Source organism: Akkermansiaceae bacterium, assembly GCA_024233115.1.
Taxonomy (GTDB): domain Bacteria; phylum Verrucomicrobiota; class Verrucomicrobiia; order Verrucomicrobiales; family Akkermansiaceae; genus Oceaniferula.
Genome location: JACKQB010000003.1, coordinates 275,799 through 301,744 on the forward strand (window position 1 = coordinate 275,799; position 25,946 = coordinate 301,744).

Below are 25,946 nucleotides of genomic sequence, written 5' to 3' on the forward strand. Positions count from 1 at the left end.
AAAGGACTAAAGTGCCAAAGGGAATCTAGCCACGCTTACGGTGCAGTAACATTGAAAGACTTCCTATACCCAATAAAAATATCGACGTCGGTTCAGGGACGCTGGCGACTCCAGCAATACGAAAACCTATGAGGGAGCTCCCGTTGCTCGGCCCGAGGTTGTAGCGGAACGACGAGCGCAGGGCGCCCTCGGCGCTGCGCCAAGAACCCCCGCGCAGCCCACGCGACGAGCCGATCACCGCATCATTCCACTCCCAGACGTTGCCATTCTGGTCAAAAGTGCCGTAATAGCTCTCAGAACCCGTGAACGAACCCACATCCGTTAGATAGTTCTGATTACTATCGTAAGTCGTGCTCTGCGTCACCGAATATTCATATCCAGATCCGTTGTAAAATTTGTAGTTCGCCTGATTCGCTGTGCCTCCCACATCATTGCCGGGCACCGTGCTGCTCTGAGTCGCATACAGATGGTAATTATCCCCGTCATCGCCAGCACCAATGGTCGGATCATAATACGCCGCCTTATACCACTCGTCCTCCGTTGGGATCCAGTGGCTCGCACTGCCACTCGCAGTGAACCCTGTGCCACTGGTAGCTCCAGCAAGCGCATACACCCCCGTCTCCGTGCTGCCCGATCCCTGGCCGTTCTCCACCCAGTTGACAAAGCGCGCCGCATCAAACCAGCTCACATACGTGATCGGCCGGTTCGCCGAACCAATCACCGAGTAGCTGTAGGAACCGGAAGACCCACTGCGGCTGATGCCCGCGATGTTCAGATTCGTCCCCATGTTGGTATGGTAGAGACCATAGCTATCCGTCGCCGCCACGGCATTCAGAAACTCCGCATACTGGCCAATGGTCACCTCATACTTCGAGATCCGGTAATTGTGATCCACCGAGCCGTAGAGACCGCCCGTCGAGTTGTCCGCCGCATTATTCGCGTCGCCGACGTCTGCCCAATCAAAGGTCACTTCCGCTTGCGTAACCGGCGCGACCATAAGCCCCGCCCCAACCAGTCCAATCCATGTTTTCATGTTCATCACCATCTCTATTCGGAAAATTCACCTCCGGGTTACAGCGATACTCACATTTTTTACAAGATTTTTTCAAACAGGGTTCGAACTTCAAGCTCAAGCACCTCAGCCCCGCCAAATGCAGGACACCCATAATCTTGAAATTAAGCCAATGGTCACCTCATACTTCGAGATCCGGTAGTTGTGATCCACCGCGCCATAGCCGGTCGAGTTATCCGCCGCGTTATTCGCGTCACCGACGTCTGCCCAGTCAAAGGTGACTTCTGCATTCACCAACGGCGCGGCAAGAGTTGCGATCTAACGACAGCTCAAGCAAATTGCGTGCCTAATTTCTGATAGAAAATAAAGATATCCAAAACATCTCCTTTTGACGGCAGCACCTGGCCGTTGTCAGGCATTACCCATCTTACACACCACCAGGAAGTATCGGCTTCTCATTGCCCTCCGGTTCTGCTCAAATCGGACTTCGTGCAAAACGACCAATTCTTTCAAGACAACCGAATCGTCGACCACCTCTCAACCATCTTTGATGAGTTGGTGGGCTTCACCTATTTCGTCAAGGACACGCAGCTGAGATACGTTGCGTTTAACAAGCGGCTGCTGCAGCTGTTCGGGGTAGCGGACGGCACGGAAATCCTCGGTAAAAGGGACGATGACTTCATGCCGGAGCATATCGTGAAATCGATCCGCGAGGATGACCTGAGGGTCCTCAACACAGGCCAACCGATCCTCAACCGTGTGGAACTTGTGCCGACCGGCAAAGGCTTTGTCGATTGGTCCACTACTAACAAAAAGCCTCTCTACGACCATCAGGGAAAGATTTGCGGCATCATCGGGGTGACGCGCCCGTTCAGCCAGAGTACCGCCTCACTCCAGCAATCGGATGAGTTAGGCTCCGCCCTCAAGTTGATGCACCGGTCGTATCGTGAAAACATCCCGGTCACCGAGCTGGCAGCCACTGCCAACCTGTCGCTCAGTTCGTTCCAGAGGAAATTCAAAGCCTGCTTCGGTATGTCCCCGAAGGAATACATGCGCCACCTCAAGGTGCAGGAGTCCTGCCACAAGATCGTCCAAACCACCCAGAGTTTCGCCGAGATCAGCTACGGTTGTGGATTTTCCGACCAAAGCCACTTCTCACGCGAGTTCACCCGGATTATGAAGGAGCCGCCGTCGTCTTACCGGTCGCGTTTCAAGGCGAAATAGAGCATTGACCATTTTATTCATCAATTTGCACTGATTTTTCAAGACAGTCTGCCATCATTCAGTTACAACCGTGATCACCAGCAAGAACCATTCATGATTACCAAACGCATTTCCACCGAAACCATCCTCGCGAACCTGAAGAAAAAAGTCGATGCCCGCCTGCCCATCATGATCTCATCCGCAGGCAGCGGCCTGGTCGCCAAGCTTCAGGAGCAATGCGGAACCGACTGCATCAACACCTTTTCCGGAGCCCGCCTGCGCGCCAACGGCATGGGCACCATGTCGATGATGTGGCCGATCCTCGACTCCAACAAACAAACCCTGGATTACACCCGCGAGGACATCATGCCTGCGCTCGATGGCAAAGCCTTCGTCTGCGCCTGCCTCAATGCCAACGACCCGCTCAAGGACATGCGCATGGTGCTTCAGGAGTGCAAGGACATGGGGGTGAACTCGGTTTCCAACATCGGCCCGTCCATTTCCTACGTCGACCACGACTCCGAGATCTACAAGGTGATGACCTCCGCCGGCATCACCATCGACAACGAGATCGAGATGCTCAAGCTCGCCAAGGATGAAATGGACATGGTCAGTATCGGCCTCGCCTTCACCCTTGAAGACTCCATCCGCATCTGCGCCGAGGCGAAACCCCATATTTTCTGCTATCATGCCGGAACCACCAAAGGAGGAATCAAAGGCTACGATAACGGCATGACCATCGAGGAAACCGCCGAGCAAACCGAGCACGCCTACCAAAAATGCCGTGAAGTGCATCCGGATGTCATCCTGGTCGGCCACGGTGCCGCCATGGAAAACCCGGCGGACGCCCAGTATATGTTAGACAATACATCCGGCCACGGTTTCTGGACCGGCTCATCGACCGAGCGCCTTCCGATCGAGCGCGCGGTGACGCAAGCCGCAAGCGAGTTCACCGCACTTCGATTTTCTAAATAATCGACGGCGCTCGAATGGTGAGTTGTGACTGGTGAATAGTGAATGATGCAAGAAAAGCCGGATATACAGAAAAGGTCGTTTGACTTTGCTTGCCGAGTTGTTCGATTATGCCAAACTCTCGAAAAAGACCAAGTATCAAGAACCGTTGCCAACCAACTACTTCGACCAGCTACATCTATTGGAGCTAATGTCGAAGAAGCTCAAGCAGCCCAATCAAAACCAGACTTCACCGCCAGAATGTATATCTCTTGCAAAGAGGCGAGAGAAACGCACTATTGGTTACGCATTCTATCTTCTGCAAACATCGTTCCGGAAAACAAAATTTCCAAACTAAAAGACGAATCAAATCAGATCGTCGCAATCCTGACCACAATCACTAAAAACTCACGAGCTGACAAGTAATTCACTAGTCACAACTCACCAGTCACCATTCTTATGAAAACAATCGCCATACTTGCCACCCTCGACACCAAAGCTGCTGAAGCTGATTTCATGCGGCAGGAAATCGAACGCCTTGGCGGGAAAGCCCTTCTGGTCGACCTCAGCGTCGTTGGCGATCCCGCCATCCAGGCGGATATTTCCAAAGAGGAAGTCATCCAAACAGGCGGCAGCACTCTGGCCGAGCTGCTTGACCACCCAAGCCGCGAGAAAGCCAGCCCGGTCATCGTCAAGGGAGCCACCAGGATCCTGCTCGATCTCCAAGGGGCTGGAAAAATCCATGCGGTGGTCACCCTCGGCGGCACCCAGGGGACCTCGACCTGTGCACCGATCCTGCAAGCACTCCCCTACGGATTCCCCAAGGTGATGCTCTCGACAGCCGCATCGGGTGATACTTCACCATTTGTGGGGATCAAGGACATCACCATGATGTTTGCCGTTTCAGACATCCTGGGACTCAATGTTTTTTCCCGCAAAATCCTCGCCAATGCCGCAGCAAGTGCCTGGGGCATGGCACAGGTTGAACAGTGTATCACCAAATCCACCGCCAAGGGGGTGATCGGCATGTCCAACCTCGGAGTGCTTACCAAGGGGGCCATGCACGCGATCAAATTGTTCGAGAAAGCAGGTTACGAAGTCATCACCTTCCACGCCATCGGTGCCGGCGGAGACGCCATGGAACAGATGATGAAGGAAGGGATCATCACCGCTGTATTCGACTACGCCATGGGAGAGATCGCCGACGGATGCTTCGATGCCCTGCGGGCGGGTGGCCCGGAACGACTCACCACAGCAGGTAAACTCGGCCTGCCCCAAGTCGTTTGCCCGGGCGGCTCCGAGCACCTCGGCCTGCTCGTCAGCCAGCCCAACAAAGTCCCTGCCGGGTGGGAGGACCATCAGATCACCTGGCATACCCCCTATGTTTTTGTCCCCCGTCTCAACGCCGAGGAACAAGCCAGAGTGGCCGCGACCATCGGCGAACGACTTCAATCCAGTAAAGGCAACACCGTCTTCCTGATGCCCCTGAAAGGTGTCAGCAGCTACTCCGCACAGGGTGGCGAGCTCTACAATCCGGAACTTGACACAGCTTATTGGAATTCCTTGCAAAATGAGCTACCCGAAACCGTAGAAGTAGAAGCACTTGACCTCACAGCCGAGGATCCAGCCTTCGTGGAACATGCGGTAAAGACCCTCATCAGCATGATCGAGAGCTAATGATGATAACCAATCTCAAACCCTAACCAACAAATACTAACAACACTACCATTATGGCAGACTTAGACGACATCAGAGACGGAGACAATTTTGGTCTCTCCACACCCGCAGACACCAGCGCATTTTACCTCAAGGGCATGAACAATGCCTCCTGGGGTATCAAAAACCGCATGTCCCGCATTTTCAACCGCCAATCAGGTCGCACCGTGATGCTGGCTTTCGACCACGGCTTCCTGATGGGGCCTACCTCCGGTCTTGAGCGCATCGACCTCAACATCGCTCCTCTTGCCGAGGAGGCCGACTGCTTGATGGGTTGCCGCGGCATGATCCGCACATGCATTCCCGCGGAAAACACCAAGCCGATCTGTCTTCGCACAGATACAGGCACCACTATTCTCACAGACATGAACAACAACGTTCTAATCTCTGAGCAGGACGCCATCAGCATGAACGTTTCCGCCATGGCAGCCATGCTCGCCATTGGTGACGCCGACACCGAGGCCATCACCATCGCCAACTTCAGCCGTCTGGTTGATATTGGCAACAAGTATGGCATCCCGGTGATGGGTGTCACGGCAGTGGGTAAGGATATGGCTCGCGACGCCCGCTACTTCGGGCTCGCATCCCGCGTCTGTGCTGAGAACGGTGCCAGCATCGTTAAAACCTACTACACCGAAGGATTCGAAAATGTCGTAGCCGCATGTCCGGTTCCCGTTGTGATTGCCGGCGGCAAGAAACTTCCCGAGCTTGAGGCTCTTGAACTCTGCTACAACGCCATCCAATGCGGTGCCTCCGGGGTCGACATGGGACGCAACGTGTTCCAGTCCGAGGCCCCCCTCGCGATGATGAAAGCCGTCAAATCCGTTGTGCACAACAACGCCACACCGGCTGAAGGATTCGATCTCTTCAACACCTTGAAAAACGAAGCTTAACCTCTCTACCACAGATCCGTCTGATCCAACCGGTCAGACGGATCTTTTACTTACAATGAACCACACCGAAAGACTCGCCCGCCTAAAAAAAGCCACCAGCGGAGCTCCCCAGCTCAGCATTGGCACGCTCACGGGTGACATGATGCACCAGGCAAACGATCTCCGGATTCTTGAGCAAGCCGGCATCCAGCTCCTGCACCTTGATGTCATGGACGGCACCGTGTGGCCAAAGATTTCCGTAGGCTCCGGTTTTCTTGCCGGTCTCAAAACCGACCTCATCAAAGACGTGCATCTGTTGACCTCCCACCCCGGGAAACACGTCGCCGATTTTGCTGCCGCCGGGGCCGACATCATCACCGTGCAGATCGAGCATTGCGATGACGTTGCCGCTACCCTCACCGGCATTCGGGAGGCGGGTTGCCTTGCCAGCGCCGGCATTTACCCCACCACTCCCATCGAGCAGCTGCTCCCCCACCTCGACCTATGCGATGTGGTGTTTTTACTTTCCATTGGACCAGACACCGGCAAACAAACCTACTTCGATGTTGTTGCCGGGCGCATCACGCAACTGCGTCAGGCCAAGCCGGACATCATCCTCGCCATCGATGGTGCAGTTAAAAAAGACAACATCGGCGAACTTGCCACCATGAACCCCGATCTCATCGTCACTGGCAGTGCTGTTTTCGACGGCAATGATCCGGCGCTGAACATCAGCGGGATGCAGCATGCCATCAATACATAACACCTATCTATCATGAACCAGGAACTCCTCCAAAAAGCCGAGCAACGTAAAGCCGCTTTCAACAACGATCCATCCGATCCGCTTCAACCCCATCGCGGCAAAGTCGCCATCGTCACCGGTGCGGCCGGCGGTATCGGTAGGGCCACCGCGCAAAAACTACATGCCGATGGTGCCACGGTCGTAGGCCTCGATATCAACCCTGCTGTAGTGGAAAACCTGAACAGTCCCGGCCTGAGCGGAGCTGTTTGTGATATCACCGACGATGCGGCGCTGGAACAAGCGGTCGACAACGTCGTTGCCGCACATGGGGGGCTCGACATCATCGTTGCCAATGCCGGGATTTTCAAATCAGGGGAATACATCGAGGAGCTTGGCGACACCTGGGATCTTCACATCAAGATCAACCTCACAGCGACGCAGAGATTCCTCAGGTTTTCCATCCCCTACCTCAAGGTCGGCATCGATGCGTCCATCATCATCATGGGCTCGCGTAATTTCTCCGCTCCTGGACCTGGAGCCGCCGCCTATTCAGTCACCAAAGCCGGGGTTACCCAGCTGGCACGTGTTGCCGCCCTCGAACTCGCCCCCTTCGGTGTCCGGGTCAACACACTGCACCCCGACGCGGTTTTTGATACCGAGCTCTGGACCCAGGAAGCATTGGAAAAATCCGCCGCCCGCTACGGCATGACCATTCAAGAATACAAAACCAAGAACCTGCTCCACACCGAAATCAAGTCCACCGACATTGCCCGGCTTGTCAGCACCGTTGCCGGGCCCGCCTTCAAAGCTACCACCGGAGCCCAAATCCCAATCGACGGTGGCAATGACCGGGTCATTTGACCGGGCGCAGATTATCTCTCGCCACAACGCGAAAATCCTTTAGCATGACACTGCATGTCGATCAGGCTAAAGATTCTCATCGCACTACTCTGCACCGGTGTCATCCCCGCCCTGTCCTTCTGGTGGTTCGCCGAGACCGTTGTGCATAAGAGCCGCGTGGCGGAAGTGCATAACAAACTTCAAGTCTTTGCGGATTTGCAGGCACTCCGCATGGCGGAAACATTTCGGCACGATTCGGAAAAGGTGGCACTCATTTCCAGTCGCACTCAAATGCGGCTTTCCCTGGCATCTTACCTCGACGACCGCGACCCGGCCAAACTCCATCGCATTGAGACCATCCTCACTGATGCGCTTGATTCGGCACCCTATTTCGAAATGGTGGCTCTCGCCTCCATGGACCGACAGGTCATCGCCAGTACGGCCCCTGCAATGCGTGGCCAAAACCTTCAGGCCAACAGTGCCTATCTCTCCGCCTTGACCGGCTCCTACGGCTATACCTATGTCATCACACCGAAACAGGATGGCCCCCCTGGGGAGAAAGTCCAAAAAATCCTGAGTGGCCCGATCTTCCATCACCAGCAGCAGATAGGCATCATCATCGTGGCAGCCAGCGTCGATGACACCGACAACAATATCGATGATGCCGCTGGCTTCGGAGGTAAAGGACGCACCCGGCTGGTGCGTATTCACAAGGGACAGATCGACCAGTGCCTACTGCCCCTGTCAGCCCGGGAGGAGGGCATCAGCTTGTTACTCAACAATGGCAGGCCACTCACCTCATTGCCGGACCAGGATGACAACCATACTTTTGTAGACGCCATCACACAAGATGAGCACATGGTGGCAATCGCACCTGTTCACAACACCAACCTGGCTGTTGTGACTGACATCAAGAGAAAAACAGCACTGCAACCAATCGACCAACTGGTCACCTTCGGAAGAACCGTCGGTATCCTGAGTATCATCAGCATCCTGGCAATCTCGATCTTTTTCGCCCGTGCGCTTAGCAGACCACTGCGCCGAGTGGCTCATACGGCCAAACGCATCTCCATGGGAGATCTGGACGCAAGGGCCAAGGTGACGACACACGACGAGGTGGGGCTCTTGGCCAGTAGCTTCAACCGGATGGCTGAGAAACTCGTCAACGCTAACAGAACCCTTGAAAAAAAGGTCCGTCAACGCACCAAACAATTGAAAACCACCCAGAAACTGCTTATTCAGGCTGAAAAACTCGAATCCCTGGGACGCCTGGCCGCTGGCGTGGCCCATGAGGTGAAAAACCCGCTTTTTGTCATCCAGAGTGGGCTGGATTACTTTGGCATGACCATGAAAAATGAAAACGAGGCGACCCTGAAGACACTCGAACTCATGGACGAAGCCGTGCAACGGGCTAACAAGATCGTACTCGGCATGCTCGAACTCTCCCGCTCCGAAGAGTTTAATCTCAAACCGGTGGACATCAACGAACTGGTCGAGAAATCACTCGTTCTCATCGACCACGGGCTGACGGAAAAATCGATCTACCTGAGTCGGGTATGCCATCCAGGCATCCCCAAGGTGCTCATGGATTTTCACAAAATGGAACAGGTGTTGATCAATCTATTGGACAACGCCATTAGCGCTTCCCCGAAAGGTGGCAGCATTACGATCAAGACCTTTACCACGAGGCTTGCCCCTGTGAAAAGGAATGAAGGCTTGCGCCACTTTGATCGCCTGCGTGAGGACGATGATGTGGCCGTGATAGAAATCACCAATACCGGCCCACCCATCAATGATGCAAACATGCGTAAGCTGTTCGACCCCTTTTTCACGACAAAAGCTTCCAATGAAGGCACTGGCCTTGGACTTGCCGTTTGCAAAACCATCGTAGATCTGCACAATGGCAGTATTCACATTGAGAATGTTGAAATCCCGGAAGGGGTTCGCGTTTCCGTCATGCTGAAAATCACCTCCCAACCATCCGACAACGCAAACCATCGCTCCCAACACCCATGAATCCAGAAACCTCGAAAAACGCGCCAAAAACAAAGGTCCTCATCGTTGATGACGAAGCTGCCATCACCCAGATCATGGAGCTCAATTTAACGGCAACGGGAAATTACGAAGTCCTTACAACCAATGAGTCACTCAAGGCCAGACAGCTTGCGGCCGAATTCCTGCCGGATATCCTGCTCCTTGATGTTGTCATGCCCGGCCTCGACGGTGGCGATGTCCTACGCGAAATCCGGTCGATTCCCGAACTTTCCGCCGTGCCGGCCGTGATGGTCACCGCGCTGGTCTCGAATGTTGAAATCAGCCAGGACGATGTCGTAGCCACTGGCGACTGTGTGATGCTGCCAAAACCTGTGCGCCTGGCCAAACTCATTGAAACCATGGAAATGGTCCTGGCAGGCGAATTATAATCGTTGGGGCCCCAAGTATTGCCAAAATATTTGCATGGGGGATGAAATAATCCCACCACCGTGGCGTATGGTGCAGAATACACGGCGCACTGCGTTGTCGCGCCCCCTTCTCCCCCAGCTTAAACTATGAAAATCATGACCAAACTCCACACAGCAGTCGCAACCACCATGGCAACGGTATCCATCCTATCCGCTGACCAGCCAGCCGACCACCTTGTCTTTGAAGGTGGCGATGGCCCGGGCAAAGGCAAGCACATCGTCCTCATAGCCGGTGACGAGGAATACCGTTCAGAGGAATCCATGCCGATGCTCGGTCAAATGCTCGCCAAACATCATGGTTTTAAATGCTCTGTCCTGTTTTCACTCGACGACAAGGGTATTGTTGATCCCAACAACCAAAAAAGCCTGTCGCATCCTGAAGCTCTCGATTCAGCCGATCTCATCATCATGTGTATCCGTTTCCGTGGCTGGAATGACGCCGCCATGGAAAAATTCGATGCTGCCTACAAGCGCGGTGTGCCCATGGTGACACTGCGCACGACCAACCACGGATTCAAATTCCCCAGCAACAGCAAGTGGGCGAAGTATTCATTCAATGCCAAGGAGAAAACCGGCTGGAAGGGGGGCTTCGGCATGCACCTCTTCGGCATGACCTGGGTAGCCCACCACGGCCAGCATAAGGTTCAAGGTTGTCGCGGTGTCGTGGAGGAAGGTAACAAGGATAACAAAATCCTTAACGGCGTCGGCACGATCTTTGTGGAGTCTGATGTTTACACCGCCAACCCGCCAGCCGATGTCACCGTCCTTTTACGTGGCCAGGTCACGGAAACACTGGAACCCGATTCCGCACCGGTGGCAGCGAAAAACAATCCCATGCAGCCTATTGCCTGGACCGTCCTTCACAAAAATGAATCAGGTAGGACCAACCGCATTTTTAATACCACCATGGGTGCTGCCAGCGATCTCGATGACGAAAACCTGCGGCGTCTGGTAACAAACGCTTGTTTCTGGGGGCTGCACATGGACGTGCCGGCCAAAGCCGATGTCTCTATCCCTGATTCCTACAAACCTACCTTTTACGGTTTCAAAACCCATAAAAAAGGTCTCAAGCCAGCTGACTTCATCGTCAAACCCTAGGCAGTCGGAAGAAAATCACGCTTACATTTCGAACGACATGATGAAGTCATCACTGAAAAAACTCACCCTGCTGTGTTTGTCCGCTGCTGCAATCCAGATAACACAAGCTGCGGATCAACCACTGAAAATCCGAAAAGGCGAACGGATCGTTCTCATCGGCAGCGGTCTTGGCTCACGTATGAATCACTTCGGGCACTTTGAAACCGAACTTCAACTGCGCAACCCACAGAGCAAACTCGTCATCCGCAACATGTGTGACGAGGGCAACACCCCGGGCTTCCGTCCGCACCCGGGCCGCCGATCCCCATGGGCCTTCCCCGGAGCTGAAAAATTCCAGACCGAACTCGCCAAGGGCACCGGAAGCCAGGGGGACTTTGACACACCCGACCAATGGATCACCCGGCTGAAGGCCGACACCATCATCGCCTTCTTCGGCTTCAACTCATCCTTCGCTGGGCCGCAAGGTGTCGATAACTACAAGGCGGAACTCACGGCATTCATTCGGCATACGCTTGGCCAGAAGTACAATGGCCAGTCTGCACCTCAACTCGCCATTGTCTCACCCACCGCCTTCCAGGATCTGTCTGACAAATACGGCTCGCCGGACGGTGCCTCGGCTAACAGCAACCTGGCACTTTACACCAAAGCGATGAGGGATGTCTGTGCCGACCAAGGTGTGCTTTTCATCGATGTCTACTCCCCGTCCAAAGCCATTTTCGATTCCTCCCAAAAGGAATTAACCATCGATGGTGCCCTGCTCAACAGCACAGGCTATGCGTGGTTGGCGCAACGACTTGCCGACTCCATCTACGGGAAACAAACACCCGATAACACACACCGCCTGCTAGTCCATAACGCGGTGAACGAAAAAAACTGGTGCTGGCTCAATGATTTCAAAATCCCTAACGGTGTGCACGTCTACGGTCGTCGATACAAACCATACGGCCCACAAAACTACCCCGATGAGCTCAAAAAGACCCGCGAAATGACCGAAGTCCGCGACTGGGCGATCTGGCGTGCTCTCGAAGGCAAAAAATCCGATCTCGCAGCTGCCGATGCCAAGACCCACAAACTCCCGCCGGTCAAATCCAACTATAAACCAAGTACTAAAAATGGCGACCCCGACTACGAGCCAGGCACGCAGTCGCAGACCAGGATCACCACGGCACCAGGCTATAAAATGGAGCTCTTTGCCTCTGAAAAGGAATTCACTGATCTGGCCAACCCCGTGCAGCTTGCCTTCGATAACAAAGGCCGCCTCTGGGTCGCTACCATGCCGAGCTATCCGCACTACCGTATCGGTGACCCCAGGCCTGCCGATAAACTGATCATCCTCGAGGATACCGACCATGATGGCAAAGCCGACAAACAAACGACGTTCGCCGCTGATTTGCACATCCCCATCGGTTTCGAGATCACATCCGAAGGTGTCTACGTTTCCCAAAGCGGCAGCCTCGTCCTGCTTAAGGACACCGATGGCGATGACAAGTATGACGTCAAGGAGGTCATCCTCAGCGGTTTTGACGACCACGATACCCACCATGCCATATCCGCCTTTTGCGCCGACCCCTCCGGAGCCATCCTGATGGGCGAAGGCGTGTTCCTGCACTCGAATGTGGAAACCGCATACGGTCCGGTCCGCGGCACCAACGGTGGTTTCTTCCGCTACTCCCCACAGCGTAAAGAACTCATTCGTTATGCCCAGTTCAGCATCCCCAACCCATGGGGAATCGCGTTTGACGACTACGGTCAGGATTTCTTCATCCACACCTCAGGCCCCTCCGCCTCATGGATGATGCCCGGCTCGGTCAAGCCTCGTTACGGTGTGAATTTGCGGGCACCCGATATCCTTACCAGCCACCAGGTGAGGCCGACTTCCGGTCTGGAAATTGTTTCCAGCCGTCACTTCCCCGACGACGTGCAGGGGGATCTGTTAATCAATAACAACATCGGCTACCTCGGCGCCAAACAGCACCAGCTGCTTGAAGACGGTACGGGATTCACCACCAAGTATCGCCAGGATCTTTTTAAATCAGCCGACAAGAATTTCCGCCCGGTCGACCTGGAATTTGCTCCGGACGGGTCACTCTATGTCGCCGACTGGCATAACGTTCTGATAGGACACATGCAGCACAATGCGCGTGATCCATACCGTGATCATGTGCATGGCAGAATCTACCGGGTCACTTATCCAGCTCGCCCGTTGGTGAAACCTGCCAAGGTTGCAGGTGCGAGTGTGGCCGAGCTGCTGGAAAACCTGAAACTCCACGAGGCACGCACACGCTACCGCACCCGCCGCGAACTGCGTGGTCGCAGTGCCGACGAAGTGCTGCCTGCACTGAAATCATGGGCCGCCCAGCAGTCGGACGAGCGTCACAAGCTCGAAGCACTCTGGGTTTCCTGGGGGCTTAACCAGGTCGACGCGGATTTGCTCAGGCTGCTGCTCAAATCCAGCGACCACAAGATCCGCGCTGCCGCCGTTCGCGTGCTCCGTTTCAATGGTCACATGATCGATGACCAGGCGTCACTGCTTATGGCCGCGGCGAACGACGATCACGGTCGGGTCCGCCTCGAAGCCATCACCGCCGCCTCCTGGTTGGGTAAAGAGCGCGGTCTCCCAATCGTGGAGGCTGCAGGCAGAAAACCGGTCGATAACTATATCAAACAGGCCTACCAGTTTGCACTGGCCCACCTCAAAGGGGAAACCGCCAAAGCAGAGCCAAAGCATGTTGTCAAAACCCACCTCAAGGGCGCAAACAAGAAACTCTTTTTGAAGGGTGCCGAGATCTACGAAAGGGAAAGCTACTGTGGCACCTGCCACCAACCCGACGGCAAAGGCCTCCCTGCCGCCGGCTTCCCGCCACTCGCTGGAGCCAAGTGGGTAACCCAGGATGAAGAGCGCCTGATCAAAATCGCGCTGAACGGGCTGCACGGCCCCATCGAAGTGCTTGGGCAGGCCTACCCCGGCCAAGTTCCGATGACCGCCTTTGGCGGCATGCTCAACGACAAGGACATTGCCGCAGTGCTGACCTATGTGAGGAATTCGTTTGGCAATAAAGCCTCTGCGATCTCGCCGGAAAAAGTCAAACAGGTCCGCGAAGCCACCAAGGGCAAAGAAGGCTTTTACAGCCCCGAGGAATTGCTCAAAGAGCACCCCCATCAATAATATCCACCGACTGGAAACACACCTTCACACACGCTGCCCCGCCATGGGGGTGGCGTGTTTTTTTGTGTATTTCCCCCTTGATACGCAACAACGCCGTCAACTAGTATGGAGGGACTATGAGCAACAACGTATCACAATGGATGTCATGGGATAGTGGGGTCGATCTCGCCGCCCAAATCGATGGAAATGAAGGAAGCATGATTTTAGTGCATGTCGCCGCCATGGTACATACCCCCGTGGGGTCGGCACCCAGCGGTATGGTCATGATTCAGGAGTCGGCGGATGCCGCTCCCTCGGTCATCGGTTTTGTCTCCAGTAACCCCAGCGTCGGTGCCTACTTTGGCCCTAACATCTTTGCCGGCACGCCGTTTGAACACGCCCCCGTTCTCGATGCCAGCATTGAAGTGAACAAGGGCGTAGGCTCATGCAGCGCCACCGTCACCATCGGCGGAACTGTGATCAAAGTCGTCATGGACCAGCTCGGCGATACAATACGCGCCAATCGCGCCGCAGGCGAACATTCCCCCTTTGCGCAGCAAGCGCTTGAACGCGCCGCAGGCAACGCAAGCGTGACCATCAACGGTGAAGCCAAAATGATCACCATCCCGCCAGCGGCAGAGGGTGCCCCGCCATCAGCCGCATTCACGCCAGCGGGAATTTACAGCAGGTAAGGTGCGTTAGGGCTGCCCATTATTCGTAAACATCCCGCCGGTGCCCCACCCTCACGGCCAGCACCACAAGCTCGTCATCCCTGAGCTGGCAGATGATCCGGTAGTGGCTGGTGCGGTAGCGCCAAAGTTCACCGAGTTCCCCTTTCAGCGGCTTACCAAAACTGCGGGGATTCTCACACCCCGCGATGTTGGCATCCAGATAGGCCAGTATCCGCCGCGCTCCCTCCGGACCCAGTTTTTTCAACTGCTTCAGTGCAGCCACTGAAATCTTGTATTCCCAGCCCACGGTTCAGTCATTCAATCCGAGTTCCCGCTTCGCCTCAGCTGCCGTGTAGAGCCTTCCGCCTTCCTTGAGGATTCCCATTCCCAGGTAATAGTCCTCCATGTCCTGCAAGTACTCATGCAGCGCTTCCCGCAGATAATAACTCTTCGTCCGGCCCGTCTGCTTTGCCAGCTTCGCCAGCCGATTCTCCGTTTCCTTGTCCAATCTCACCGCTATCATGGTGGTATTGTAATGCTGTTGTACATGTATGACAACGTGAAAAATCGCCGGCCGCGCAATATTTTTTCTGTAAAAGTGGCTGATGGCTTTTGTTGAAGATTCGGTTTTTGTTTCTGTTTGTTTTTTTGTTAGTTGAGCTTGAGGTAGGATTTTCCTGTTTCCCAAGTCTCGGAGATTTCGACCAATACAGCGGTCACGAGCCGCAGTAGCGAGTCTTCGTTTGGAAAGAGTCCGACGACCCGAGTGCGGCGTTTGATCTGGCTGTTGAGTGTTTCGCAGGCATTGGATGTGCGCAAGCGCTTGCGATGTGCCTCAGGCAAGGTAAACACGGCAAAACCTTCAGGAATGTTCTCTTCGGCCCAGGCTGCGAGCTTTGGCTGGTCTTTGCGATAAGTGTTGACGAAGTCCTTGAGGCGTTCTTCTGCGTGCTCCCGACTGTCTGCATTGAAAACGGCTCGCAGATCTGCCGCGACCTTGCTTTTGAGGTGCTGTTTGGTGATGTAGTTCTGGGCGTTCTGCTGAAGGTGGAACTGGCAGCGTTGCCACGGACTGGCATTGAACGTGGCTTTGAGGGCTGCCCTGAGACCTGTGTGTGCATCGGATGTGATCATGTCGGGAATGCCGATGCCGCGCTCCTTGAGGTCGGTCAGGAACTCTCGCCAATGAATCTCTGCCTCGGAGAGGGCGCAGGAGACGCCAAGGATCATGCGTTTGCCGTCGTCACGTCTCACCCCGATGGCTTTCAAGGTGGCGCAATCCCTTACAGTGCCGTCGATGCGGACCTTGTAGTAGGTGGCGTCGAGCAGCAGATAGGCGACTTCGGGTAGAGGGCGTGAACGCCATTTTTTGAACTCGGCATCAAGCTCAGAGGTGAGCTTGGAGACCTGTGCTGATGAAACGTCAAAGCCGCAAAGTCCCTTCATGACCTGGGTGACACGGCGTGTACTGACTCCCTGCACATACATGGTGGCGATGGCGGCCTTGAGTGATCGGTCACTGCGCGAACCCTTCTCAAGCAGTGAGGTGCGGAATGTCGTGTCACTGTCACGAACCTGGGGAACCTGCAGGTTGATTTTGCCTACGGCAGTCTGGAAGGACCTCGGCTTGAAACCGTTGGCATATCCATTGCGCTCAACGGCGTCCCTTTCATAGGGGGCGGCTCCGATGTGGTGGATGCGCTCAAGCAGCATGGCGGTGTTCATGAGGAGTTCAGCGATCTTTGAGAGACTGTTTTCGAGTCCGTCGGCGAGAAGAAGGTTGATGATTTCGTCGTTATGGCTAGGATGTGTCTGTTCGTTCATTGCTTTTGTTTGGTTGTGTTAGAACCTTCATTCAAAAGCATTGGGCGGACGCTGGCAACCCCTGAGGGGGGATGGCGCGCCGCCGCAACGGCAGCCGATTCCGCTACGCTCCATCGCCTGCCGTTGCGGCGGGGTCAGGGTATAGCAGCTTTTACAGACAAATATTTACACTACCAAATCGCCCCCGTGTGTATGCGCGTGGATGTGAGTTCTTGGCTGTGGCCGCTGCCTCCGGCCTCTCGCATCATCACTCCACCACAACGGCGAGTCGCACGTAAATTTGTTGCACCTCCTCCGAAGCGAGTGGAATAATCTCGTATTGTATCGCTCCGGGACGGGAATCTACAGCTTCAAAGTTGAAATAAACCGTCAGATCCCCGATGGACTCGCCGTTTCCGGCCCATTGGTTTAGATCCGTCGACCATTCAAAGCGGCTACCGTCAATTTTGGCAATGTCACTTTGCCAGAATTTCATGTGAACGGGTTTATCCTCATCGGCTGGCATTACTTGCACCACTGAATCTCCGTCAGCCACAACTGGTGATGTGCCCCGGTAAAACTCAATGACGTTACAGACTCCGTCATTGTCGTCATCTTCCAGTTCGCCTGTCAGACTAGCGCCATGGGCTGTGATCCAATTCGCAAACAGGGGTTGCGCCCTGATAATTCCAGCCGGCGTAGTGAGTGTAACCGAGCTGTCATCGATTTCGCCGTCAGCGCCTATCTGAGCACTGTAGGAAAAGCCATTACCACCGATCACGGTGATTTGGCCACCGGCACTAACGACACCACTTCCGCTGGCCTGCCAGGCGTTGCCATGAAGATCAAACCCCTTGACCACGATGGAGCACGAGGCGTCTGGAGAAACTATCGCGTAGGCCGTGGAACCATCGTCAGAGGTTGAGGACGCTATGCCCGCAAATGTGGACGATCCTGTCGCCTCCGGAACCCCGGTCACCACATCAGCCCCGTCCAGCGTCAGGCTGAGAGTCGGCTCCGCCGCAGCCAGATCAAACTGTCCCGCCAGCACAGATCCGTTTTGCAGCGTGATCGAGAATGAACCATCAGATTTGATCCGAGTAGGCCCCGCTGTGATGGATTCCCCTGTTGTCGGGATCAGAATCAGCCGCACCCACCCGACGTCGTTGACGTTGACGATGATTCGCTCCCATGTGGTTGAGGCCATAGCGGGCATGGATTTCGCCGCATAACTCTTTTCTATGCTAGTAACACTTTGTGCAGCAGCCCCTACGTATATGAAACACGCGTTCTCGACATACTGCGGCTGCTCTTGCACAAACAAACTTCTTTGCCAACCCGCTAAAGACGCTCTTGCATTCCACTTCGACCTCGCTCCATACTCAAGACTTCCAGCTGTCCATGCGTAATACTTGATAGGTCCTCCATGCCTGCCCCAGTCACCATCAGGGCCATCGATCGTTAAAAACCCACTATCTCCAACATCGAGGTTAACAAACTGATTGGTTCCTTCTGCTCCAGCATCGCTACCACCCCAATACCTTTCATTCGTTCCGGCAACCCAGGTATCCACTGAATATATATTCTCAAATCGAGTATTCTGAAGCCGGTTTATCCAGTCATCGATATGGGCAGTTCCCAGAACGCTGGGTTCTCCCCCCGCCAAAGGCCAATCAGCAAAACCCACCGATGGATTATACGGATCAAGCAGGGTGACTTGCTGCTGAAGCGTATTTGAGTTTTCCGTGGCCCTCAGATACAAGCTCGCTGATCTGGCCACCCATGTTCCCGCACTATGAGCAATGAAATGGATTTGTTGTAAATCAGGATAAATCTCCCTCAGACGCTTTCCTAAGACTAGACCATGCTGGTACCCGATTTCGGCTGCTTGAGTCCCATTCTCCTGACCTACACCCGTTCCCCCGTCTGAATGCGGGCCCGTATTAAATAGCCTTCTGCCTGTAGCGGCATCCGCAGCCCAATTGTAGGCGAATAGGTCCCAATCATTATGCCCCTTGATTTCAGCGTGAATGGCACTGAGCATATCAGTCATTTCGCTCCCAGAATATGGATCAGAATCTGCATCGGGATTCCAGCCATGCACTACCACAACCAGCTTGTTAACTCCCCAATTCAGATTGCGGTAATTCTGCTCAACCTCGTTGGATTCTCCACCATTCCATGAAAGTTTGTTCGGTCGATCCGGCATTTCAAACGCCTTGTAAAGCTGGGTAGTTCCATCCCATCCCCCAGCAGGGTCGTTTAGGTTAGTTGTGAATAGGTCTCTCTTCGCCGTCGAAAAAGGATTGGTTTCTTCAAACTTCATTGACTGATCCGCGTATCCTGCTTGATGAAAGATCCACCCAGGCGTCGATGATCCGAAGTTCTGATACATACCGCCATTCCACATAAACAACGACCCTTGATGCTCGTTTGCAAAGTCAGCAGCAGACCATGGCGCATTACCCAGACGATCAAGCAGGTCAAACCCCCATGGATTATTAGGTGCAAATATCCGCTTTAATCCACTACTAAAATACACCCCTCGCTTATTACGATCCAAAATACTTCGCCAGCTCAAGTTGGTTTCACTGTATTCCAGTTTATCATCAATCTCCTTCACCAACGCCTCGATATCGGGGTTAATGGTGTCGAGGAGGCAGGGTTTCGATACTGCCTCCTTATTTCCAGCTATCACCTTAAATACAAGTTGTCTCGAAAAATTGTTTGCGAGTTTGCTCACTTGACTAGCATCAAACTCAATCACTTTTCCGAAACCGGGATTCTGGTTTCCGATATCACCCGTAATTGCCAAAGTGGGGTCAAATGAAACATCATATGTTTCACCTCCGTTCTCAGATACTAACAAGCTGACTGTATTATAAGAATCGAGATCGTAACGAATTTCGATTCGATGAGTCCCCGGCAATTGAGCTGCTCTGACATTCCCGAAGGAGCCAGCACAAACCAGCCTGAACCCAATACTTTCGTCCTTGCGCGATGGATGACCATTGGGCGTGCGTCGAGAGCAGCGCAAAGCAGTTGCTTCGCTCCACCATGCACCTCCGCGGATACACCTCATCGACCCAGCTTCAGGTCCTGTCGGATTATTCGTTTCGCCATACGTCCCCAACCAATCATTGCACCAGTCATACAGGTTTCCTGCCATATCATGGATGCCGTAGTTGTTTGGTGCAAAACTTGCTACTGGGCTTATGTATGGCTGACCACCATTTGTAAAATTTGGGTGAAACGTAAAACTCGTGTAAGCACTAACATCATAGGTATAGGCACTACCATTAGCCTTATAATTGGCATTGCTATGATCAATCATATCGCCCCATGGAAAACGTTTTCCAGTCAAACCACCTCGCGCAGCTTTCTCCCACTCTGCTTCAGTGGGTAGGCGGTAACCGTTCGCCGCGTAATTTATCATGGGGGTCTTGCTGCCGGTCTTGTATGTGGTGTTGTTTATGGTGTAACACGGTGCCAGACCATATTTCTCGCTCCTGGCATTGCACCACTTCACTGCATCATACCAACTCACTGTATGTATGGGGTAGGAGGACCCTTTAGACCTGCCTTCAGGCAAATCTGTGTAGCCATGCGTAGAACCCCACGCCCTCACCTCGTCCCAATCTGCCTTGCTTATCTTGCTCTTACTCATGGAAAACGCACTCACAAACACGGTGCGTAGGGGCAGTTCAGAAGCGTCCCCTTCATTAAAAGCATCACCCATGACAAAGTTTCCTGCAGGTATGATCACAAAATCTTCATTAGTAATTCCACCTTCGGCTTCAAGATAAACGGTAAATAATCCCAAAAAAACAACTAAAGGAGATATAATAAATTTCATGTGATCTAATACTTTTCATACAGATATAGCTTCCTAACTTACTGAGCCAAGAAAATTCTATGAGGAAACTTTTCAGCCTCTCACTTTTTGATGCAATGACACCTAAATTTGCATCAACCATGTGCAGGAGGCTGCCAGCCAGGGGGAGCCTTTCAAAGGATTGCCGTGCCTGAGGGAGTAAAGGCGACGGTATTTTCACAGGCTTCCATATCACCTAGAACCTGCGGGATAGATGACATTTTACGATTTCCGTGCATTCCCTGCATTCCGTTGTTCCCAAACAACCCCATCGGAGGTATGACTCCGCTCATGTGGAAAGGACGTTTTGCCAAAGCTACCGCCGATCTTGTGCAACAGTATGGAGAATCCATCTCCTATGACTGGCGTTTGTACAAACACGACGTGGCGGGCTCCATCGCCCACGCGCGGGCCCAGGTAAAGGCCGGACTACTCAATGATGATGAGTTTGCCGCCATTGAAAAAGGACTGCGTGAAATCGAACAGGAAATCGACGCCGGTGAGTTTGATTTTTCCATCGAACTCGAGGACATCCACATGAATATCGAGTCGGCGCTGACCAACCGTATTGGGGCACCGGGAGCGAAGCTCCACACGGCAAGATCACGTAACGACCAGGTGGCTACGGACACCCGGCTGTATTGTCGGGAGGAAATCGACACCCTGACCACACTCCTCGCCGGTCTTCAGCGGGCATTGCTCCAGCAGGCGGAAAAACACGCCGCGTCCGTGGTCCCCGGATACACCCATCTCCAGCGCGGGCAGCCGGTGACCGTGGGGCATCATCTTCTGGCCTATGTCGAGATGCTCGACCGCGACAAGTCACGGCTCGCCGACTGCCGGAAACGTCTCAACGTTTCCCCACTCGGGTCCGGTGCCTTGGCGGGATCGACGATCAACCTCGACCGTGAACAAATCGCACGCGAGCTGGGATTCGACCGGGTCACCACCAACTCGATGGATGCGATTTCCGATCGCGACTACATGGCGGAGTTCCTATTCGGCATGGCATTGGTGGGCACCCACTTGTCGCGTCTATCAGAAGACCTGATCCTCTGGTGCAGTTCCGAGTTTGGTTTTGCCACGCTCTCCGATGCCCACACCACCGGCTCATCGTTGATGCCACAGAAGAAGAACCCGGATGTTTGTGAACTGACACGCGGGAAGACAGGTCGACTCTATGGCAACCTGGTCGCTCTGCTCACAGCCGCCAAAGGACTTCCCCTCACCTACAATCGGGATCTTCAAGAAGACAAAGAACCCCTCTTCGATTCCATCGACACCCTCAAACTCGCCCTCAAGGTGAATACCGAGATGATTACCGACATGGTGATCAACGTGGAGACTTGCGAAGCAGCCGCCTCCGACCCCTTGTTACTCGCCACCGACCTCGCTGACTACCTGGTCAAAAACGGAGTCCCGTTCCGGCAGGCACATGAACTTGTCGGGCAGGCTGTTGCCGTGAGTGTTGAAACCAGGACCCCGCTCGACCAGCTCGACCTCACCCGGATATCCGGGCATTATGGTGTTGATGCCAGGGAGGTGTTCAATTTACAAACCGCCCTCGCCGCCCGCAGCAACCCTGGTGCGCCGAGTATTGGCAATGTGAGGTCGGAGGTGCTGCGCTGGCAGAAAAGTCTCTGATTTTTCGCGTGCGAAATCAGGAAATCACGCGTAGCTTGGCGGCGTTATGAAATCCTGCCTACTACTCGCCGCCGCCGCTCTCTTCTCAGTTTCCGCAACCCCAACGGTTAGGGCCCACTGTCAGGTGCCATGCGGTATCTATTCAGACGATACCGTGCTGGTCGATCTGCACACCCATCAATCAACCATCCAGAAAGCGATGGAGCAGATTAACGAGCTCTCCAAGGATGCCGGTAAAAACGCCAACCAGATCACCCGCTGGGTGATGAACAAAGAGGAGCACGCCACCAAGATCCAGGATACCATGACCCAGTATTTCCTGGCTCAGCGGGTCAAGCTAGATGAAGCAACTTCGGATAAAGAAGCCTACCTCCATAAAATCACTCTGATCCACCAGATCATTGTGCATGCGATGACGTGCAAACAAACAACAGACGTCGAAAACGCCAAGAAACTGCACGCTGCGATCGATGCCTTCACCAAGGCATACACGAAGAAGTGATTCTGTTATTCCGTGGTTCGGTGTTGCTGCCAATAACTGGATTACACCATCACCGAATCATAGGTTAACAGCGCGGCAGATCTCGCAGCTTTTACCGTCGCAGCCGCGGGCGGTGCAATGTTCGCGGCCATAAAAAATGATCTGCAAGTGCAGCTTGTTCCACTTTTCACGGGGGAACAGGCGTTTGCAGTAGCGTTCCGTCTCGACCACATTTTTCCCGGGACACAGGCGCCAGCGCTTGGCGAGTCGGTGGATATGTGTATCCACCGGAAACGCGGGTACGCCAAAGGCCTGGGCCATCACCACGGACGCGGTTTTATGGCCAACGCCTGGCAATGCCTCCAACGACTCGAAATCGGCAGGGACTTCACCACCGTGTTGCTCAACCAGTATCTGTGAGAGCTCGGAAATCGCCTTCGATTTCCGTGGAGACAACCCGCAGGGACGAATGATGGCTTGGATCTCCTCGACAGGAACCCGCGCCATCGCCTGTGGGCTGGATGCCAGTTGAAAAAGAGCTGGAGTCACCTGATTCACCCGCACATCCGTGCACTGGGCCGACAGCAGTACGGCGATCAGCAGAGTGTAGGCATCGGTGTGGTCCAGCGGGATCGGCGTCTCGGGATAGAGTTCCTCAAGGCGTTGGACAATAAAATCGGCGCGTTCTTGTTTCGTCACAACGAAACCCTAACGCACCGATTCAAAAAGATGAGTAAAAAAACCAGGGATTAAAGCGCGCCGTTGCGCTCAAGATCCCTGCTCACCATGCCGCTGTTCAGCTTTTGCGTGCAGCCATAGTACATTTGACGACAATGGTCGTATTGGGTCCGGCCTTTGAGCATATGGGCACTACGTTCGTAAGACCCCCATTGGACCACCGTGATTTCGGTATTACGGGTTCCCCATAAACGCATACTACTCAGAGTGGGTTTAAAGATGTCAATCGTGTTGGTCCCGACCAATGCCGAACCATAGTCGTCAACAACGTAAAGATGAGGCTGGCCCTTAACACGGAACATGGTGCCGAGTGGATAGACCGACCAGTCGGCTGCCGCACTGCGGACACTGCCGTATTTCAGGATACCCCCACTGGCATTCATCCTTCCGGGGGCACCGACTTCGTGTTCCATGTGGGAGTAGGCAGTGGTCCTGACGTAGCGAGTGCGGTTCGAGTAGCGCTGGTAGGTCGGCATGCCGTGTTTGTCCTTGGGCAGGTTCCTGGCCTGGGCGATCGTGCTGGCCGAGGCTGGCTGGGGAAGGGCATCAGCCTGGGAATCCCTTAGTTTGGCATTACTTGGTAGGTTTGTTGAACAGCTGCTGAGGACACCGAGGGTAAGACATCCAAGGCTAACAAGAAGAGGTTTTACTAACATAAGTTTCTTTGGGTATTGTTTGGGGGCTGTGGTGGGACTGTATGGTTATCTTCATCTGTGCCAGACATTGAATGCCTATGACAAAACCGGAACTACTCTCGACGGGCTGAAAATCAGCTCGGGTAGAATAATCCCGGCGCGTTTTTTTACCCCGATTTCACCAGATTGGCAATGAATTTTCGTAATCATGCGTTTGGCTCGTCAGTGATTGTATTTTCAGAACCCATTGAAAATAAGCAACAAACACTGAAACCATCATGGTTTCCAGAGCATGGACAACGTGGCCACCTGACTTGCCAGGCGCTCTATCGAGGCCTGTTTTTTTCTTCGCTGATCCTCGATCCATCGTGTTTTCCGGGGTTTTTATGGCTTAAACGCGTCGGGAATGAACGAGGCATCGGACGCTTCATCGACGGCAAGCTGGATCTGCGCCTGGATGACGGCGTGTGAAACGGGTGGCAGATAACCCTCGAGGCAGTTGTCCAGTGCCTGTTCAGCACTGATCCCACGGGTCACCATGAGTCGTCGGGCCTTCACGGCAATGGCTTCGGCCGCTCCAGGCGTCAGCAGCTCCGGCATCTTGGTGATCAACATCGACTCTTTTTCAAGCGCGACCCCCCTTCTCTTGCAAAGCGCGCGCAGTAAAGTCCACGCCTCTTTTTCATCGGTACATGGGAACAGCGGAATCTTCACATCCACCCGGCCTGGACGTTTGAGGTCGACCTCGATCAAGTCGGGTCGGCTCGATGCCAGCACCCAGAGGATTTTGCCACGGTTGCGGGTATCGGACATTTCCTTGGCCATCATCGAATAGACCCGGCTCGACACGCCGGAATCACCCGAGCCAGCATCGCGTCGACCCAGTGCCTGGTCCGCTTCATCGATAAACACGATACAGCGGCCAAGGGCATGTAGCAGCGAAAAAATCTTTTCCAGGTTTTCCTCCGTGCTGCCGACCCAGCGGTCGCGGAAGTTTTTCAAAGTCACCACCGGCACCCCGGCCTCACCTGCGAGGCATTCGACCAAGTAGGTCTTGCCCGTTCCCACTGGTCCGCAGAACAGGTAACCCATCGGCATTGCCTCGAGTTCGTCTTTTTTCCAGAGGACTATATCCTGCTTCAGCCATTCCTTGACACCATCAAGTCCGACCACACCATCAAAGTTGCGGTCCGGTTCGATGAAGTCGATCAGGCCACCACAATCGCGCTCGACCAGGGCCCGTTTCAGGTCGGACAGATCGGATTCCTCCAGAGGTTTCTTGGCATGTTCGCGTCGAAGCAAAAGAATCTCAACCGAGCTCAGGGTGGAGCCGGTCAGTCGCCCGGCTGGCTTTTGATAATCATCCCGGAAATTCACCAGGGCCGTGGGGCACTTAGCCGCCAGCATTTCCAAGGCGTGGGTCATTTCATCCACCGATGGAAGAGGCACCTCGACGGCAGATACGCGGGGGCTCCGGGATACCAAGGGATGAAGGCCGTTCAGGTTTTCCGAGATCAGGAAGGCTGCCTGCCCGTGTTCCTGGAGTCGCATATCCGCCGCCCAGCTTCGCAATATCGATGCCATCGCATTCAGGTCGTGATTGTGGGAGTTAGGGATCGAGGGACAGATGAGATGGGCCTGCCGTATCACCACCGCCACCTTGGGGCTCTCGGCACCTACGGCCTGGAGGTTTTTACAGTATTTCAAATAATGCGTCAGCACACGGACGGCGGCCAGGGGGGCTTCGGGCAAGTCCAGCCCCTCCTTGACCGTCGGCCATTGTGAGAACACCTCACCACCGCGCTCAATTCTCAACCCCTGACCAGGGTCATAACTGAGCACGACATCAAAACGCGGTAACAACGAATCCATCACGAAATCCTGCACACTGCCGAGCGTAGCACCATTTTTCGAAGGCACTAACAAGCGGTCATTCACATTCCCGTGCAACACAAAACACCCCGCTGCGCCACTTTCGTAGCTACTGATAATTTCCGAGGCCCATCGGGGCATACTTGGATTCTTCATAGGCGATGAACATCCAACAAGATCCCCACCT

22 protein-coding genes are annotated in these 25,946 nt (G+C 54.2%); 14 read left to right on the forward strand and 8 right to left on the reverse strand.

Translation table 11 applies throughout. From position 1 onward, the window contains the following. Positions 1–25: 25 nt before the first annotated feature. Entirely contained in the window at positions 26–1,033 is a 1,008-nt protein-coding gene (locus H7A51_09100; GenBank protein MCP5536375.1) for an SUMF1/EgtB/PvdO family nonheme iron enzyme, read from the reverse strand. Positions 1,034–1,501: 468 nt separating this feature from the next. On the opposite strand from H7A51_09100, the gene H7A51_09105 reads away from it, so the two are divergent. From H7A51_09105 to H7A51_09160, 12 genes are all read left to right on the forward strand, one after another. Next, on the forward strand, positions 1,502–2,236 hold the full coding sequence (locus H7A51_09105) for an AraC family transcriptional regulator (protein MCP5536376.1): 735 nt from the start codon (positions 1,502–1,504) through the stop codon (positions 2,234–2,236). Between the two features lie 93 nt (positions 2,237–2,329). Then, entirely contained in the window at positions 2,330–3,190 is an 861-nt protein-coding gene (locus tag H7A51_09110) for a phosphoenolpyruvate hydrolase family protein (GenBank protein ID MCP5536377.1), read from the forward strand. Positions 3,191–3,235: 45 nt separating this feature from the next. Continuing rightward, positions 3,236–3,592 carry a four helix bundle protein gene (locus H7A51_09115; GenBank protein MCP5536378.1) on the forward strand — a complete coding sequence of 119 codons (357 nt, stop codon included), beginning with the start codon at positions 3,236–3,238 and terminating at the stop codon, positions 3,590–3,592. Positions 3,593–3,625: 33 nt separating this feature from the next. After that, positions 3,626–4,843, forward strand: coding sequence for a Tm-1-like ATP-binding domain-containing protein (locus tag H7A51_09120; protein ID MCP5536379.1), 1,218 nt, complete (start codon positions 3,626–3,628; stop codon positions 4,841–4,843). Between the two features lie 53 nt (positions 4,844–4,896). Beyond that, positions 4,897–5,775, forward strand: a complete 879-nt coding sequence (gene lsrF / locus H7A51_09125; protein MCP5536380.1) for a 3-hydroxy-5-phosphonooxypentane-2,4-dione thiolase — start codon at positions 4,897–4,899, stop codon at positions 5,773–5,775. Between the two features lie 55 nt (positions 5,776–5,830). Further along, the gene (locus tag H7A51_09130) at positions 5,831–6,517 is read left to right on the forward strand and encodes a ribulose-phosphate 3-epimerase (GenBank protein ID MCP5536381.1); all 687 of its coding nucleotides are present in this window, start codon (positions 5,831–5,833) and stop codon (positions 6,515–6,517) included. 12 nt (positions 6,518–6,529) lie between these two features. Beyond that, positions 6,530–7,357 (forward strand): SDR family oxidoreductase, encoded by an 828-nt coding sequence (locus H7A51_09135; GenBank protein MCP5536382.1) that lies wholly within the window; start codon positions 6,530–6,532, stop codon positions 7,355–7,357. Between the two features lie 54 nt (positions 7,358–7,411). Next, positions 7,412–9,352 carry a HAMP domain-containing protein gene (locus tag H7A51_09140; protein MCP5536383.1) on the forward strand — a complete coding sequence of 647 codons (1,941 nt, stop codon included), beginning with the start codon at positions 7,412–7,414 and terminating at the stop codon, positions 9,350–9,352. Further along, the gene (locus tag H7A51_09145; protein MCP5536384.1) at positions 9,349–9,759 is read left to right on the forward strand and encodes a response regulator; all 411 of its coding nucleotides are present in this window, start codon (positions 9,349–9,351) and stop codon (positions 9,757–9,759) included. The genes H7A51_09140 and H7A51_09145 overlap by 4 nt, the downstream gene beginning before the upstream one ends. Positions 9,760–9,894: 135 nt before the next feature. After that, positions 9,895–10,896: a hypothetical protein gene (locus tag H7A51_09150; protein ID MCP5536385.1), complete on the forward strand. Its 1,002-nt coding sequence runs from the start codon at positions 9,895–9,897 to the stop codon at positions 10,894–10,896. Between the two features lie 40 nt (positions 10,897–10,936). After that, positions 10,937–14,062 carry a c-type cytochrome gene (locus H7A51_09155; protein MCP5536386.1) on the forward strand — a complete coding sequence of 1,042 codons (3,126 nt, stop codon included), beginning with the start codon at positions 10,937–10,939 and terminating at the stop codon, positions 14,060–14,062. 116 nt (positions 14,063–14,178) lie between these two features. Beyond that, on the forward strand, positions 14,179–14,733 hold the full coding sequence (locus H7A51_09160; protein MCP5536387.1) for a hypothetical protein: 555 nt from the start codon (positions 14,179–14,181) through the stop codon (positions 14,731–14,733). Positions 14,734–14,752: 19 nt separating this feature from the next. On the opposite strand, the gene H7A51_09165 is transcribed toward H7A51_09160, so the two are convergent. The 4 genes from H7A51_09165 to H7A51_09180 form a co-directional block, all read right to left on the reverse strand. After that, a complete protein-coding gene (locus H7A51_09165) occupies positions 14,753–15,019 on the reverse strand; it encodes a type II toxin-antitoxin system RelE/ParE family toxin (protein MCP5536388.1) in 267 nt (88 codons plus the stop codon). Positions 15,020–15,022: 3 nt separating this feature from the next. Continuing rightward, on the reverse strand, positions 15,023–15,235 hold the full coding sequence (locus H7A51_09170) for a ribbon-helix-helix protein, CopG family (protein ID MCP5536389.1): 213 nt from the start codon (positions 15,233–15,235) through the stop codon (positions 15,023–15,025). A gap of 128 nt (positions 15,236–15,363) precedes the next feature. Then, positions 15,364–16,536, reverse strand: coding sequence for an IS256 family transposase (locus H7A51_09175; GenBank protein ID MCP5536390.1), 1,173 nt, complete (start codon positions 16,534–16,536; stop codon positions 15,364–15,366). Between the two features lie 247 nt (positions 16,537–16,783). Beyond that, complete coding sequence (locus H7A51_09180; GenBank protein MCP5536391.1) at positions 16,784–20,371, reverse strand: SUMF1/EgtB/PvdO family nonheme iron enzyme; 3,588 nt, start codon at positions 20,369–20,371, stop codon at positions 16,784–16,786. A 309-nt stretch (positions 20,372–20,680) separates the two neighbouring features. Between H7A51_09180 and argH the strand changes: the two genes are divergently transcribed. Together argH and H7A51_09190 are read left to right on the forward strand one after the other, a co-directional pair. Then, complete coding sequence (gene argH / locus H7A51_09185) at positions 20,681–22,033, forward strand: argininosuccinate lyase (protein ID MCP5536392.1); 1,353 nt, start codon at positions 20,681–20,683, stop codon at positions 22,031–22,033. A gap of 46 nt (positions 22,034–22,079) precedes the next feature. Beyond that, positions 22,080–22,535 carry a hypothetical protein gene (locus H7A51_09190; GenBank protein MCP5536393.1) on the forward strand — a complete coding sequence of 152 codons (456 nt, stop codon included), beginning with the start codon at positions 22,080–22,082 and terminating at the stop codon, positions 22,533–22,535. Between the two features lie 57 nt (positions 22,536–22,592). Here H7A51_09190 and nth read toward each other — a convergent pair whose 3' ends face one another. The 3 genes from nth to H7A51_09205 all read right to left on the reverse strand — a co-directional run bounded on the left by nth (position 22,593) and on the right by H7A51_09205 (position 25,900). Further along, positions 22,593–23,213 (reverse strand): endonuclease III, encoded by a 621-nt coding sequence (nth, locus tag H7A51_09195; GenBank protein MCP5536394.1) that lies wholly within the window; start codon positions 23,211–23,213, stop codon positions 22,593–22,595. Positions 23,214–23,263: 50 nt separating this feature from the next. After that, positions 23,264–23,908, reverse strand: a complete 645-nt coding sequence (locus tag H7A51_09200; GenBank protein MCP5536395.1) for a 3D domain-containing protein — start codon at positions 23,906–23,908, stop codon at positions 23,264–23,266. 363 nt (positions 23,909–24,271) lie between these two features. Next, the gene (locus H7A51_09205; protein MCP5536396.1) at positions 24,272–25,900 is read right to left on the reverse strand and encodes an ATP-binding protein; all 1,629 of its coding nucleotides are present in this window, start codon (positions 25,898–25,900) and stop codon (positions 24,272–24,274) included. Positions 25,901–25,946 lie beyond the last annotated feature (46 nt).

What these genes read in the sequence shown, in the direction of transcription:
- H7A51_09205 (MCP5536396.1), bottom strand. Translation starts at nt 25,900, where the DNA reads ATGCCCCGATGGGCCTCGGAAATTATCAGTAGCTACGAAAGTGGCGCA.
- H7A51_09110 (MCP5536377.1), top strand. Translation starts at nt 2,330, where the DNA reads ATGATTACCAAACGCATTTCCACCGAAACCATCCTCGCGAACCTGAAG.
- argH (MCP5536392.1), top strand. Translation starts at nt 20,681, where the DNA reads ATGTGGAAAGGACGTTTTGCCAAAGCTACCGCCGATCTTGTGCAACAG.
- H7A51_09100 (MCP5536375.1), bottom strand. Translation starts at nt 1,033, where the DNA reads ATGAAAACATGGATTGGACTGGTTGGGGCGGGGCTTATGGTCGCGCCG.
- H7A51_09135 (MCP5536382.1), top strand. Translation starts at nt 6,530, where the DNA reads ATGAACCAGGAACTCCTCCAAAAAGCCGAGCAACGTAAAGCCGCTTTC.
- H7A51_09155 (MCP5536386.1), top strand. Translation starts at nt 10,937, where the DNA reads ATGAAGTCATCACTGAAAAAACTCACCCTGCTGTGTTTGTCCGCTGCT.
- H7A51_09170 (MCP5536389.1), bottom strand. Translation starts at nt 15,235, where the DNA reads ATGATAGCGGTGAGATTGGACAAGGAAACGGAGAATCGGCTGGCGAAG.
- H7A51_09160 (MCP5536387.1), top strand. Translation starts at nt 14,179, where the DNA reads ATGAGCAACAACGTATCACAATGGATGTCATGGGATAGTGGGGTCGAT.
- H7A51_09145 (MCP5536384.1), top strand. Translation starts at nt 9,349, where the DNA reads ATGAATCCAGAAACCTCGAAAAACGCGCCAAAAACAAAGGTCCTCATC.
- H7A51_09190 (MCP5536393.1), top strand. Translation starts at nt 22,080, where the DNA reads ATGAAATCCTGCCTACTACTCGCCGCCGCCGCTCTCTTCTCAGTTTCC.
- H7A51_09120 (MCP5536379.1), top strand. Translation starts at nt 3,626, where the DNA reads ATGAAAACAATCGCCATACTTGCCACCCTCGACACCAAAGCTGCTGAA.
- H7A51_09150 (MCP5536385.1), top strand. Translation starts at nt 9,895, where the DNA reads ATGACCAAACTCCACACAGCAGTCGCAACCACCATGGCAACGGTATCC.
- H7A51_09130 (MCP5536381.1), top strand. Translation starts at nt 5,831, where the DNA reads ATGAACCACACCGAAAGACTCGCCCGCCTAAAAAAAGCCACCAGCGGA.
- lsrF (MCP5536380.1), top strand. Translation starts at nt 4,897, where the DNA reads ATGGCAGACTTAGACGACATCAGAGACGGAGACAATTTTGGTCTCTCC.
- H7A51_09200 (MCP5536395.1), bottom strand. Translation starts at nt 23,908, where the DNA reads ATGTTAGTAAAACCTCTTCTTGTTAGCCTTGGATGTCTTACCCTCGGT.
- H7A51_09175 (MCP5536390.1), bottom strand. Translation starts at nt 16,536, where the DNA reads ATGAACGAACAGACACATCCTAGCCATAACGACGAAATCATCAACCTT.
- H7A51_09140 (MCP5536383.1), top strand. Translation starts at nt 7,412, where the DNA reads ATGTCGATCAGGCTAAAGATTCTCATCGCACTACTCTGCACCGGTGTC.
- H7A51_09180 (MCP5536391.1), bottom strand. Translation starts at nt 20,371, where the DNA reads ATGAAATTTATTATATCTCCTTTAGTTGTTTTTTTGGGATTATTTACC.
- H7A51_09115 (MCP5536378.1), top strand. Translation starts at nt 3,236, where the DNA reads ATGCAAGAAAAGCCGGATATACAGAAAAGGTCGTTTGACTTTGCTTGC.